Source organism: Kribbella sp., from assembly GCF_035655035.1.
Classification (GTDB): Bacteria; Actinomycetota; Actinomycetes; order Propionibacteriales; family Kribbellaceae; genus Kribbella.
Genome location: NZ_DASRVN010000581.1, coordinates 1 through 12753 on the forward strand (window position 1 = coordinate 1; position 12753 = coordinate 12753).

Consider the following 12753-nt stretch of genomic DNA (forward strand, 5'->3'; position numbering starts at 1 on the left):
GGAAGGGCTCCGGCGGGTACGTCGGGTTCGACAGCGACAAGGTGACGATGCGGATCGGCATCTCCTACGTCAGCGAGGCCAACGCCCGGCAGAACCTGCGTGCCGAGAACCCGCGCGGTACGTCGGTCGACGTGACGGCTCTGAAGGCCAAGCAGGCCTGGCGTGAGCAGCTGAGCCGTATCGACGTGACAGGCGGTACGACAGACCAGCGGACCACGTTCTACACCGCGCTGTACCACTCCCTGCTGCACCCGAACGTGTTCAGCGACGTCAACGGCCAGTACTGGGGCTTCGACCAGAACCCGCACAGCCTGTCCCGCGGGCAGCAGGCGCAGTACGCGACGTTCTCCGGCTGGGACGTGTACCGGTCGCAGTTGCAGCTACTGACGCTTCTTGAACCAAGGAGGGCCGGTGACATCGCGCAGTCGCTGTTCAACCAGGCCTCGCAGAACGGAGGTGTCTGGGACCGGTGGACACACGCCTCGGGCAGTACTGCGGTGATGACGGGCGACCCGTCCGCACCGGCCGTTGCGGGCATCTACGCGTTCGGCGGCACCAACTTCGACTCCCGTGGTGCGCTGCGCTCGCTGGTGCAGGCCGCGACCGTACCGACCGCCAAGGACCTCAGCTCGGCCGGTAAGCCGGTGATGTCGATCGGGCAGCGGCCGTCGCTCGACAAGTACCTGGCGCTGCACTACATCCCCACCAAGTCGAACGCGTGGGGCGGTGCGGGCGAGACCCTCGAGGACGTGACGGACGACTTCGCGCTGGCCCAGTTGGCGCAGCGTACGGGCGACACGGCGACGTACCAGAAGTTCCTCACGCGGTCGCAGTACTGGCAGAACGTTTTCAACCCGGACAACGGCGGCTACGTGCAGAACCGGGACGACAACGGCGCGTGGCCCGCGTTCACGCCGTCGACGTACGACGGGTTCGCCGAGGGGAGCAGTGCGCAGTACACGTGGATGGTGCCGCACAACCGGGCCGGGCTGATCGACGCGATGGGCGGTCCGGACGCTGTGAACCAGCGGCTGGACGCGTTCTTCAAGAACCCGGACGGGACCTGGGCGCTGACCGGCGCGGGCGACCTGCACGCGGAGATGGCCAACGAGCCGTCGATCAGCACGCCGTGGATCTACAACTACACGGGCCGGCCGTACCAGACGCAGGAGACGTTGCGGCAGGCAATGAACCAGCTGTGGAACACCAGCACCGGTGGGATCCCGGGGAACGACGACCTGGGGGAGATGTCGTCCTGGTACGTGTGGACCGCGCTGGGGCTCTATCCGGACGTTCCTAGCCGGGCAGAGCTGCAGGTCGCGGCACCGCTGTTCGAACGGGCCGTGATCCACCGTGACGGCGGTAAGACGATCCGGATCAACGCGCCGGGTGCGGACGCGCAGTATGTGCAGTCCTTGAAGGTGAACGGGAAGGCTACAAACCAGCCCTGGTTGCCGGAGTCGTTCGTGCAGCGCGGTGGGACGTTGGACTTCACTCTTGGTACGACTGCCAACACGACGTGGGGCACTGGGCAGGCACCGCCATCGTGGCGGACCGGGGAGATCCCGTTCCAGACGTCTACTGACACTAGCCGGGTTGTTGTTGCTCCCGGCACCACTAGCGCTCCTGTGTTGCTACAGGCGCACCGGCTGAGTGGAGCCGCGCAGGACGTCACCTACACGGTCAACGCACAAGCGGGTCTTGTCGCAAGCCCTGCGACGGGCACCTTCCACGTGGACCAGGCCGGCAGCGCTGCAGTCACGATTACTGCTCCCGCTGGCACACCGGACGGCCGCTACCCGGTGACGGTGCAGCTGAAGGCTGCGGACGGCACAGCCTTGCCCCAGGTCGGTTTCACTGTGGTCGTTGGTCAGCCCAACTCGTTCTTCGTCCTGCGGGAAGGCGTAGGCATCTCTGACGACAACGGGGACCACACCGAGGCGGACTACGACGGCGGCGGCGTCAGCTACTCACGGCAGGCGCTTGCGGCGGCAGGGCTCACGCCTGGTGGCACAGGTACCGTGCAGGGCCTCAGCTTCACGTGGCCCGACGTACCGTCCGGGGATCCCGACAACGTGCCCGCCGACGGCCAACTGCTCAATCTGAACCTGCCTGCCGGTACGACGAAGCTGTCGTTCATCGGCAGCGCCGTCAACGGCAACCAGCAGACGACCGCGACACTCAACTACGCCGACGGTACGACGTCCCAGGTCGACCTCTCCTTCAGCGACTGGACCCTGGGCGGTGGAGGCGACACCCTGCACTACGGCAACCTCATCGTCGCCACCACCCCGTACCGCAACGAGTCCGGCGGCGGCAAGGACAACGTCACCACCCACATCTTCGCCACCGCTCCCGTAACGCTGACCCAAACCCCGGTGAGCATCACCCTCCCCAAGAACCGCGACCTCCGCGTCTTCACGGTCGCGGCAGGCTGACCACCTCGCCGCCGCCCTCGGCCAGGGCGGCGGCGACCTGGCGGGCGTTGGCGGTGAACTCGTCGGTGGGGATCGGGGGCAGCAGGTCGTCCCAGATCGCGATCATCGCGCCGCGGAGCTGCATCATGCCGAGCGGCCGAGCGAGGAACCACAGATGGAAGTGCTCGCTGCCATCACCCCACCGGCTGAAGTGCGTGCGGGCAACCGGTTCCAGATCCTGAATCGCCTTCGCTAGCCGCTGGATCGTCGGACCGAGCGTCGCGGTGAGCTCCACCGGAAGATTGTCCAGCCGGTAGTGCTCCCGAGGCTCGAGAATCGCCACGAACGGCAGACCGGACGGCTTGCGGGCCTTCAGCTTCCACTGGTCATCACGCCAGATGACGTCGCGGTTGGGCTCGGAGCATGACCAGCAGTCCTCACCACCCTCACCACCCCGCGCCGGCTCCGGCAGCACCGGCTCGTCCAGCGGTACCACCTGGACATCGCCCTCGAACGGGAAGAACGGGTGGCCGACCAGCGGCTCGGCGGACAGGCGCTCGCCGTACGGGAGCCGGCGGTGGTACTCGGAGGTCATTCCCGCACTCTGCCGCACGGCGCGCGGGCGGGGAAGTTTCGGTCGTCGTTTCAGTGGTTGACGGGGGACGGGGGAGCGGTCACGCTGCGGGGAATCGATTTCCGTGAGGTGGCTGATGGAGCTGAGGCGGCGGACTGTGGTGCTGGGTGGGCTGGGGCTGGCGGCCGCGGGGATGACCGGGATGGTCGGGGTGCCGGCTGAGGCCGCGGTGTTGGCCTGGGTGGGGGCGGGGCCGTTGCGGCATGTGTACGACCCGACGCCGGACGGGCCGCCGTACGAGTACATGAACGACCACTGCGTCATCCAGGGACCTGACGGGACCTGGCACCTGTACGGCATCATCGGCGACTCCGCCCCACCCGGCAGCTTCCCGGACGGGGCGAAGGAGATCCGCTTCGCGCACGCGACCGCGCCGGCGTTGGACGGGCCGTGGACGACGCAGCCGCCCGTACTGACCGTCGACCCGAACTACTACGGCGAAGTACATCTCTGGGCGCCGCACGTGATCGAGAGCGGCGGCACGTACTACATGTACTACGCCGCCGGCGGTAACGGCTGTGCGATCAACCTGGCCACGTCCACGGACCTGTTCAGCTGGACGCGAATCCCACAGGGCCCTGTGTTCCGCGGTCTGGTCGCGCGGGACCCGTACGTCACCCGCATCGGCGACCAGTGGGTCATGTACTACTGCGAGCTCAAGGACTGGCAGTCGAACCACATAGTCGCCGCCCGCACCAGCACGGACCTGATCCACTGGAGCGCCGCACAGACCGTCTTCACCGACCCGAGTACCGACGCCAACGCCTCAGTCACCGAGTCACCGGTCGTGGTCGAGCGCGACGGCACCTACTACCTGTTCATCGGCCCACGCTTCGGGTACGTCGGTACCGACGTCTTCCGCAGTACCGACCCCTTCAACTTCCAGCTGTCCAACTACGCCGGGCACGTGCCTGCGCACGCCGTTGAAGTCGTAGGCGATCACGTGACCGCGGCCGGCTCGTTCCAGCACGGTATCTACCTGGCCGACCTGCAATGGCGCACTACGCCGCCGGTCTGGCACAGCCCGGACAACCCGGCCGCCGGGCTGAACCCCCAGGGCGCCATCGAACTGTTTGCCCTCGACAACAATCACCGGATCGTACGCCGGGTGCTGCCGGGGGACTGGGAGTTGTTCAGCGACGAGGTGAGCACGGTCCCGACCGTTGGGCGCAACACGGACGGCAGGCTGGAGCTGTTCACGGTCGCCAAGGACCAGAGCCTCATCCACCGCGTGCAGCGTGCAGACGGGACCTGGGGCGACTGGGAGGTCTTCGGAGGCGCTGCTGGTGCCGCACCGACCGTGTCGCGCAATCTTGACGGCCGCCTGGAGGCGTTCGCACTCGGCCCGGCCGGGGCGTACATCACGCACCGCTGGCAGAACAGCGGCGGCTCTGCAACCTGGAGTGACTGGGAGAGCTTCGGCGGCGCGGCCGGAGCACCACCTGTAGTCGGTGTGAACGCAGACGGCCGCATGGAGGTCTTCGCACTAGGCCCTGGTGGCGCTTACGTCGCACACCGCTGGCAGAACGCACCGAACAGCGGCTGGAGCTCTTGGGACACCTCCTTCGGCGGACCGGCCGCTGCGCTCAGCACGGTCAACCGGGACGGCCGTGGGCTGCTCAACGTGTTCGCCCTCGCTCCGGTGAGTACCGGCGTACACCGTCGCGTGCAGTCCGCCCCGAGTGGCGGCTGGGCCGGCTGGCAGCAGGCGGACTCGTGGGCCGACGCATCCGCGCGTACTGCGGTCAACGCCGACGGGCGGCTGGAGATGTTCTGCATCCCACCCGGTGGCGCACAGATCACCCACCGCTGGCAGACCACACCGACCAGCGGTACTTGGAGCAACAGCGAGGTCTTCGACACGCAGCCGGTCGCAGCTAGCCCTACGGTGATCGTGGACGCGAGCGGCCGTCAGCACGTGTTCGCCGTGTCACCTGACGGCGTACTGCGCGAACGTGTCCAAGTAGCACCCAGCAGCGGCTGGGGACCCTGGCAGACGTTGCCAGGAGCCCCTATCCTCCCGCTGCCGACAGGACATCCGTCCTAGTCACTGGAGCACAGTCGCCAGGGCCTCGTACCCGGGCAGCAGGTCGATCCCTTCGTGGCCCAGGAGCTGGATCGCGACGTGGTCCGCGCCGGCGTCCAGGTGTGCCTTCAGGCCGGCCGCCACCTCGACCGCGGAGCCGTGCAGCACCATCGCGTCGACGAGCCGGTCGCTGCCGCCGTCGGCGAAGTCGTCGTCGGTGAACCCGAGCCGCTTCCAGCTCGACAGGTAGTTGCTCAGCTGCAGGTACGACGCCAGCCGCTCGCGCGCGGTCGCCCGGGCGATCTCCGCGTCGGTCTCCAGCACGATCGCCTGCTCCGGCGCGAGCAGCACCCCGCCGCCGAGGATCCGGCGGGCCTCGGCGGTGTGCTCCGGCGTGGTCAGGTACGGGAGCGCGCCGGCCGTCCGCGCGCCGGACAGCTGCAGCACCTTCGGGCCGAGCGCCGCCAGCGCCCGCCGGTCCGCGGGGACCTTCTCGTCGTCGAGCGCGTCCAGGTACTCGACGATCGTCCGGTACGGCGACGTGTACTCGCCGGTACTCTCCCGGTGCCCGATCCCGACGCCGAGCAGGAACCGCCCGGGGTGCTCGTCCTCGAGCCGGTGGTACGACGCCGCGACCCCGGCCGCCGGCGACTTCCACATGTTGACGATGCTGGTGCCGACGGCAACCGAAGTCGTTGCGGCCAGCAACACCTCGGCGTCGCGCAGCCCGGTGTCCGGCGAACCGCCCAGCCAGAGCGTGCCGTACCCGGCGCGCTCGAGTCCGGCGGCGAGCTCCGGGCCGTAGTGCTGCCCCGCGTGCCAGATCCCGTAGCGTCCCAGTTCCATCGCCACCGCGTGCTCCTCTCGTCGGGCGTCCCTGTGCAAAGCATCCCTGACCACTACGAATAGCCGTCAATGATGGTTGCCGCGTCAGCCGCAGTACGATCAGACCATCCGGTCGAGTGGTATGAACCTGGGAGGCATACACTCGGCAGCGACCTGGCAGCGTCCCCTCAACCGCCGGGCCGCGGACACAACGATGTGGGCCGCACACCTGGACGGGAAAGAAGGGCGTGTTGTGAAGGTCGGAGTTCCCAAGGAAGTCAAGAACCACGAGTACCGGGTGGCGATCACCCCCTCCGGCGTGCACGAGTTCGTGCGCAGCGGGCACGAGGTTCTGATCGAGCAGGGGGCAGGCGACGGTTCACTGATCCCGGACGACGAGTTCGTCGCCGCCGGGGCGCGGATCGTGGCGGATGCGGACGACGTGTGGGCGGACGCGGAGCTGGTGCTCAAGGTGAAGGAGCCGGTGGCGGAGGAATACCACCGGATGCGCAAGGACCAGGTGCTGTTCACGTACCTGCATCTGGCGGCCAGCCAGGACACGACGGAGGCGTTGCTCCGGTCCGGCATCACCGGTATCGCGTACGAGACCGTGCAGCTCCCGGACGGCACGCTGCCGCTGCTGGCCCCGATGAGCGAGGTGGCCGGCCGGCTCGCGCCGCAGTCCGGTGCGTACCACCTGATGGCGCAGGGCGGCGGCCGCGGCGTGCTGCTCGGCGGCGTGTCCGGCGTGCACCCGGCGCGCGTGGTGGTCCTCGGCGCCGGTGTCTCGGGGATGAACGCGGCCGCGATCGCGCTCGGTATGCAGGCGCAGGTGCAGCTCTTCGACCGGAACATCGCCCGCCTGCGGCAGGCCGACCAGATCTACCAGGGCCACCTGCTGACGATCGCCTCGAACGCGTACGAGATCGAGCGCGCGGTGCTGGAGGCCGACCTGGTGATCGGCGCGGTGCTGGTGGTCGGTGCGAAGGCGCCGAAGCTGGTCACCAACGACATGGTCAGCCGGATGAAGCCGGGCAGCGTGCTGGTGGACATCGCGATCGACCAGGGCGGCTGCTTCGAGGACTCGCGGCCGACCACGCACGCCGACCCGGTGTACAAGGTCCACAACTCGCTGTTCTACTGCGTCGCGAACATGCCCGGCGCGGTGCCGAACACGTCGACCTACGCGCTCACCAACGTGACCCTGCCGTACGCGATCGAGCTGGCGAACCTCGGCTGGCGGGAGGCCCTGAAGCAGGACCACAGCCTGGCGCTCGGGCTGAACACGTTCGACGGTCACGTGACGTACGGACCGGTCGCGGAGGCCCACGACCTGTCGCAGCTCAAGCTGGACGAGGTGCTGGTCTGAGTAACTCCGTGGGCATCACCCGGGCAGTTGGCACCTACCTGGACCACCTCACGGTGGAACGCGGCCTGGCCCCGAACACTCTGGCGTCGTACCGGCGTGACCTGCGCCGGTACGGCGGCTACCTGGCGGCTGCCGGCATCGACGACCTCGGCGGGATCACGGAAGCCGTGGTCAGCGACTTCCTGATGCGGCTGCGGGAAGGGGACGCGGATCACCCGCCACTGACCGCTTCCAGTGCCGGACGGACCGTGGTCGCGGTCCGTGGCTTCCACAAGTTCTGCGTACGCGAGGGACTGACCGCAGTCGACCCTGCGGCGGCCGTGAAGCCCCCTGTGCCGCCGCAACGGCTCCCGAAGGCACTGTCTGTCGACGAGGTCACCCGGATCCTCTCAGCGGCCGCTGGCGCCGAGGCGGAGCCGGCTGTCCTGGCCACGCGTGACGCGGCGTTGCTGGAGTTCCTGTACGGCACAGGCGCCCGTATCTCGGAAGCGGTCGGGCTGGACGTCGACGACATCGACTTGGACGCCGGTGGGGTCCTGCTGCGCGGCAAGGGCAGCAAGGAACGGGTAGTGCCCGTCGGTACGTACGCCCGCGACGCCCTGTCGGCGTACCTCGTCCGTGGCCGTCCTGACCTGGTCACACGCGGCCGTGGTACGCCAGCGCTGTTCTTGAACGCCCGCGGTGGCCGGTTGTCCCGGCAAAGCGCCTGGACGGTACTGCGGCGTGCTGCTCAACGTGCTGGTATCTCCAAGGAGATCTCGCCGCACACACTGCGCCACTCGTACGCCACGCACCTGCTGGACGGTGGCGCCGACGTACGCGTCGTACAGGAGCTGCTGGGCCACGCGTCGGTGACAACGACACAGGTCTACACACTGGTCACGGTCGACAAGCTGCGTGAGGTGTACGCAACCTCCCACCCGAGAGCCCTCTCGTCGTCGTAGTCCAGGCCCCGCAGCGATGACCTAGAAACGGTGTGCGATCATCTGGTGACGGTTGGTCACTCGGGGAGGGTGACCGGCCCCGTTCGGAGCTTTGTCGACAAACAGCCCCACCCCGGTGCGGAGTGGCTGGTTGAGAGTGCTTGAATGCACGCTTACAGTCGCTGGGATCGCCCGTATCGGTTGAAAGGTTTGACGAGTCATGAACGAGTCGACATTCCCGGGCACCGAACACGTGATGGGCCACTTCCCCGCTCCGGAGCCGGCCCAGCAGATCAGCACGTCCCTGAACCCCCAGCACGAACCCCAGCACAGCACCCCGCCCCGCCCGGCCCCCGCGCCGGCGCGAGCCCTGCCCGACAACTATGCGGAGATGCCGAAGCCGACGGCCAAGCTCACCGCGGAGGACCTTGCACCCGTGAACGACCCGAACGGTCCGCGTCACAAGATCGGCCCCACCGGCCGTCCACTGCCGGACCTGCCGGAGCCGCAGCCTCCGACGAAGACCGGCCCGGCGCAGGTGATCGCGATGTGCAACCAGAAGGGCGGCGTCGGCAAGACCACCACCACGATCAACCTCGGCGCGGCGATCGCCGAGACCGGTCGCAAGGTGCTGCTGATCGACTTCGACCCGCAGGGGTCCGCCTCGATCGGGCTCGGCGTCCAGCCGCACGACCTCGAGCTGTCGGTCTACAACCTGCTGATGCAGCGCGACATCACCGCCGACGAGGTGATCCAGCCGACCCGCGTCGAGAACCTCGACCTGCTGCCCGCCAACATCGACCTGTCCGCGGCCGAGGTCCAGCTGGTCCAGGAGGTCGCCCGCGAGTACACGCTGCAGCGCGTCCTGGATCCGATCATCCCGCTGTACGACGTGATCCTGATCGACTGCGCCCCGTCGCTCGGGCTGCTCACCGTGAACGCGCTGACCGCGTCGAACGGCATCGTCGTACCGCTGGAATGCGAGTTCTTCGCGCTCCGCGGGCTGGCCATGCTGACCGACACGATCGCCAAGGTCCAGGACCGGCTGAACCCGAAGCTCGAGATCGTCGGGATCCTCGGCACCATGTTCGACGGGCGGACGACGCACGCCCGGGAGGTCCTCGACCGGGTGGTCCAGGCCTTCGACGAACGCGTCTTCCACACAGTCATCCGGCGTACCGTCAAGTTCCCCGAGACCACGGTCGTCGGCGAGCCGATCACCACGTACGCCCCGTCATCGAGCGCGGCCGCGCAGTACCGCGATCTCGCCAAGGAGGTGCTGGCGCGTTGTCCCGCCGGGTGAGCCTGCCAGGTGCCAGTGAACTCTTCGGGGGTGCGGCACCGAAGCAGACCAGACCCGAGAAGCGCACCACCACCGACACGCCGTCGACCGGAGTCCGGTCCGGGACGGCCGTCGTCGACGACCGCAAGTCCAGCGGTCGGATCCGGCACGACACGAAGATCACCGTGTACGTGACGGAGGAGGAGCTGCTCGGCCTGGAACAGACCAGACTCGCGCTGCGCGCGGAGCACGGCCTGACGGCCGACCGGGGCCGGATCGTCCGGGAGGCGATCGACGTACTGCTCGCCGACTTCATGGACCACGGGCCGGACTCGGTACTGGTACGGCGGTTGAAGGCGTCGGAGTGACCGTGTCCGCCACGGACCCGCTGGACCCGCTTGCCGAGGATGCTGCCGCTGAGGGTGCTGTTGCCGAGGGCAAGGGGTTCAGCGTTCACCTGGTGAACTTCGAAGGACCGTTCGACCTGCTGCTGCAGCTGATCTCGAAACACAAGCTGGACATCACCGAGATCGCGCTGTCGGTGATCACCGACGACTTCATCGCGCACATCAAGGCGCTGGGGTCGGAGTGGGACCTCGACCAGACGTCGGAGTTCCTGCTGATCGCGGCGACCCTGCTGGATCTGAAGGCGGCGCGGCTGCTGCCGAAGGGCGAGGTCGAGGACGACGAGGACCTGGCGCTGCTGGAGGCGCGGGACCTGCTGTTCGCGCGGCTGCTGCAGTACCGGGCTTTCAAGCAGATCGCGGCGCTGATGCAGGAGCGGATGGCGCTCGAGGCACGGCGGTTCCCGCGGGCTGTGGGGGTGGAGCCGCGGTTCGCGGAGTTGCTGCCCGAAGTACTGCTCGGGATCGATCCGGCCGGGCTCGCGGCGCTGGCCGCGCGGGCGCTGGCGCCGAAGGACGACGTACCGCCCGGGGTCTCGCTGGCCCACCTGCACGCGCCGGCCGTCACGGTGCGGGAGCAGGCGCTCGTGATCGTCGACCGGCTGCGGCGGCAGCGGAGCGCGACGTTCCGCTCGCTGGTGGCGGATTCGCCGGACACGGTGACGACGGTATGCCGGTTCCTGGCGTTGCTGGAGCTGTTCCGCGAGGCGGCGGTGTCGTTCGACCAGGTGACACCGTTGGGTGAGCTGACGATCCGGTGGACAGGCACCGACGACGGCGAGATCGACGTCAGCGACGAGTTCGACGAGACCCACAAACCCGAGGACGAGTCCGGCGAGGCTCCCCGCGTCGAAGAAGACCCCACCTTCCTCGAACCCGGCCCCAGCGCCACCGACGACCCCGACCTCCCCCCACCCGACGAGACGGCAACCCAGTGACCGACGACACCGACACCCCAGACCGCTCCCCGCACGCCGATCCAGCCGCCCCGGTCGCGCCGGTCGCGCCATCCGCGCTGTCCGCATCGGGCCCCTCCCCATCGGCCGCGGTTGGGGAGGATCTTGTCCCCGGAGCGGCAGGAAATCCTCCCCAACCTGAGGACGAGGCGGGGGCGGCGGTCTCGGACGTGTCCGGGGGTGGAGAGGTGGATGCCGGTGCGGGCCTGGATGACGAGGATCAGCTGCCGGCCGGGCAGACGGCGTTGCCGGTGGGGGACGAGGTTGTCGTCGACGATGCGACGATGCGGCGGGCGCTCGAGGCTATTTTGATGGTGACGGACGAGCCGTTGCCGGTGTTGACGTTGGCGCGGGCGGTGGGGCGGCCTACCGGGGACATCGCGGCGGCGCTCGAAGGGCTGGCGGCGGAGTACACCGAGCAGGGGCGTGGGTTCGACCTGCGGGAGGTCGGCGGCGGGTGGCGGTACTACACGCGCGCGGACGCCGCGCAGTACGTCGAACGCTTCGTACTCGACGGGCAGCAGTCGCGGATCACGCAGGCGGCGCTGGAAACGCTGGCTGTGGTCGCGTACAAGCAGCCGGTCAGCCGGGCGCGGGTCTCCGCGATCCGCGGGGTGAACGTCGACGGAGTGATGCGTACGCTCGTCGCGCGCGGCCTGGTCGAGGAGGCAGGGGCGGACACGGAGTCGCAGGCGACGCTGTACCGCACGACGACCTACTTCCTGGAGCGGATGGGGATGCAGTCCCTCGACGACCTCCCGGAGCTGGCGCCGTACCTCCCCGAAATGGACGACATCGAAGAAGAACTAGCCGCCCAAACCCTCCCACCCACAACCTCCACGGAAGATGCGGACGGCACGGCCCCAGCCGAGTCCGCAGGCCTGGAGGGTGGCGCGGGCCCGGAGGGTGGTGCGGACGCGGACGGTGATGCAGGCGCGGAGGGTGGCGCGGACCCGGAGGGTGATGCAGGCCTGGAGGGTGGCGCGGGCCTGGAGAGTGGTGCGGGCCTGGAGAGTGGTGCGGACGCGGAGGGTGATGCAGGCGAGAAGGGTGGCGCGGGCGCGGAGGGTGATGCGGGCGCGGACCCCGGCACCGACCAGCCGCAGCTGACCGACGAGCTGCCGTCCGCCGCAGATCCCGAGGAGGAAACAACCTCCACCGCCCCAGCATCTGCTGAGCCCAGCGTGCACCCGGCGGATCACGCTGACGACGAGGCCGACCTGAATACACCGGACCCGCTGATCACCGCCGCACCCGCCGAGCCCGACGACGACACCACCGACTCACCCGACGACGCCGTCCGCGGCGTGCGCGACGTCAGCACCGGTGGCGTGCCGGACGAGGTCATCGCGGGTACGCCGGACGAGGACAGCACCGCCGGTACGCCGGACGAGCACGTTGCTGGTACGCCGGACGAGGACGCTGCGGGTACGCGGGACGAGAACAGCACCGCCGGTACGCCGGACGAGCACGTTGCTGGTACGCCGGACGAGGACAGCGCCGGTGCGCCCGACGACGACGGGACCGACGTACCCGACAACGTCGGCGGCGTGCGGGACGGCGACCTACCCGCGGACGAGCTGAACGACGCGCCCGCCCAGGGCGTCGCCGAGCGCGCGGTGGGTGGGGACGGGGCTGAAACGGCAGACGCTGTGGGTGGGGTTGGCGCGGAGGACGGTGGCGTGGAAGACGGCGCTGGTGCTTCTGCGCGGGGCGAGGGCGGCGGCCCTGGTTCTGCGCGGGGTGGGGGCGGCGCTGGTTCTGCGCAGGGTGAGGACGGCGGCCCTGGTTCTGCGCGGGGTGGGGGCGGTGCTGGTTCTGTGCGGGGTGAGGACGGTGGCCCTGGTTCTGCGCGGGGTGGGGGCGGTGCTGGTTTTGTGCGGGGTGAGGACGGCGGTCCTGGGGCTGCGTGGGGTG

10 protein-coding genes are annotated in these 12753 nt (G+C 69.1%); 8 read left to right on the forward strand and 2 right to left on the reverse strand.

Features of this window, described 5'->3' with window-relative positions; all coding sequences use genetic code 11:
• The coding region (locus VFF46_RS30905) for a glycoside hydrolase family 92 protein (protein ID WP_325040764.1) at positions 1 to 2438 on the forward strand (2438 nt) is incomplete at its 5' end.
• Here the strand turns inward: VFF46_RS30905 and VFF46_RS30910 are convergent.
• On the reverse strand, positions 2419 to 3012 hold the full coding sequence (locus VFF46_RS30910; protein ID WP_325040765.1) for a hypothetical protein: 594 nt from the start codon (positions 3010 to 3012) through the stop codon (positions 2419 to 2421). The genes VFF46_RS30905 and VFF46_RS30910 overlap by 20 nt on opposite strands.
• Before the next feature lie 115 nt (positions 3013 to 3127).
• Here VFF46_RS30910 and VFF46_RS30915 point away from each other — a divergent pair, with 115 nt between their 5' ends.
• Complete coding sequence (locus VFF46_RS30915) at positions 3128 to 5098, forward strand: family 43 glycosylhydrolase (RefSeq protein WP_325040766.1); 1971 nt, start codon at positions 3128 to 3130, stop codon at positions 5096 to 5098.
• On the opposite strand, the gene VFF46_RS30920 is transcribed toward VFF46_RS30915, so the two are convergent.
• Positions 5099 to 5923, reverse strand: a complete 825-nt coding sequence (locus VFF46_RS30920; protein ID WP_325040772.1) for an LLM class F420-dependent oxidoreductase — start codon at positions 5921 to 5923, stop codon at positions 5099 to 5101.
• A 232-nt stretch (positions 5924 to 6155) separates the two neighbouring features.
• On the opposite strand from VFF46_RS30920, the gene ald reads away from it, so the two are divergent.
• The 6 genes from ald to scpB all read left to right on the forward strand — a co-directional run.
• Positions 6156 to 7271 carry an alanine dehydrogenase gene (ald, locus tag VFF46_RS30925; RefSeq protein WP_325040767.1) on the forward strand — a complete coding sequence of 372 codons (1116 nt, stop codon included), beginning with the start codon at positions 6156 to 6158 and terminating at the stop codon, positions 7269 to 7271.
• Positions 7272 to 7279: 8 nt separating this feature from the next.
• The gene (gene xerD, locus VFF46_RS30930; RefSeq protein WP_325040768.1) at positions 7280 to 8215 is read left to right on the forward strand and encodes a site-specific tyrosine recombinase XerD; all 936 of its coding nucleotides are present in this window, start codon (positions 7280 to 7282) and stop codon (positions 8213 to 8215) included.
• Between the two features lie 370 nt (positions 8216 to 8585).
• Complete coding sequence (locus VFF46_RS30935; protein WP_414673111.1) at positions 8586 to 9497, forward strand: ParA family protein; 912 nt, start codon at positions 8586 to 8588, stop codon at positions 9495 to 9497.
• Positions 9482 to 9844 carry a hypothetical protein gene (locus VFF46_RS30940; protein WP_325040770.1) on the forward strand — a complete coding sequence of 121 codons (363 nt, stop codon included), beginning with the start codon at positions 9482 to 9484 and terminating at the stop codon, positions 9842 to 9844. Before VFF46_RS30935 ends, VFF46_RS30940 begins: the two co-directional genes overlap by 16 nt.
• A 2-nt stretch (positions 9845 to 9846) precedes the next feature.
• Positions 9847 to 10818, forward strand: coding sequence for a segregation and condensation protein A (locus VFF46_RS30945; protein WP_414673110.1), 972 nt, complete (start codon positions 9847 to 9849; stop codon positions 10816 to 10818).
• Between the two features lie 206 nt (positions 10819 to 11024).
• The coding region (gene scpB / locus VFF46_RS30950; protein WP_325040771.1) for an SMC-Scp complex subunit ScpB at positions 11025 to 12753 on the forward strand (1729 nt) is incomplete at its 3' end.

Bases quoted from the DNA above. Each gene is read 5' to 3' on its own strand.
- VFF46_RS30910 (WP_325040765.1), bottom strand. From the start codon at position 3,012: ATGACCTCCGAGTACCACCGCCGGCTCCCGTACGGCGAGCGCCTGTCC.
- VFF46_RS30915 (WP_325040766.1), top strand. From the start codon at position 3,128: ATGGAGCTGAGGCGGCGGACTGTGGTGCTGGGTGGGCTGGGGCTGGCG.
- VFF46_RS30920 (WP_325040772.1), bottom strand. From the start codon at position 5,923: ATGGAACTGGGACGCTACGGGATCTGGCACGCGGGGCAGCACTACGGC.
- VFF46_RS30935 (WP_414673111.1), top strand. From the start codon at position 8,586: ATGCCGAAGCCGACGGCCAAGCTCACCGCGGAGGACCTTGCACCCGTG.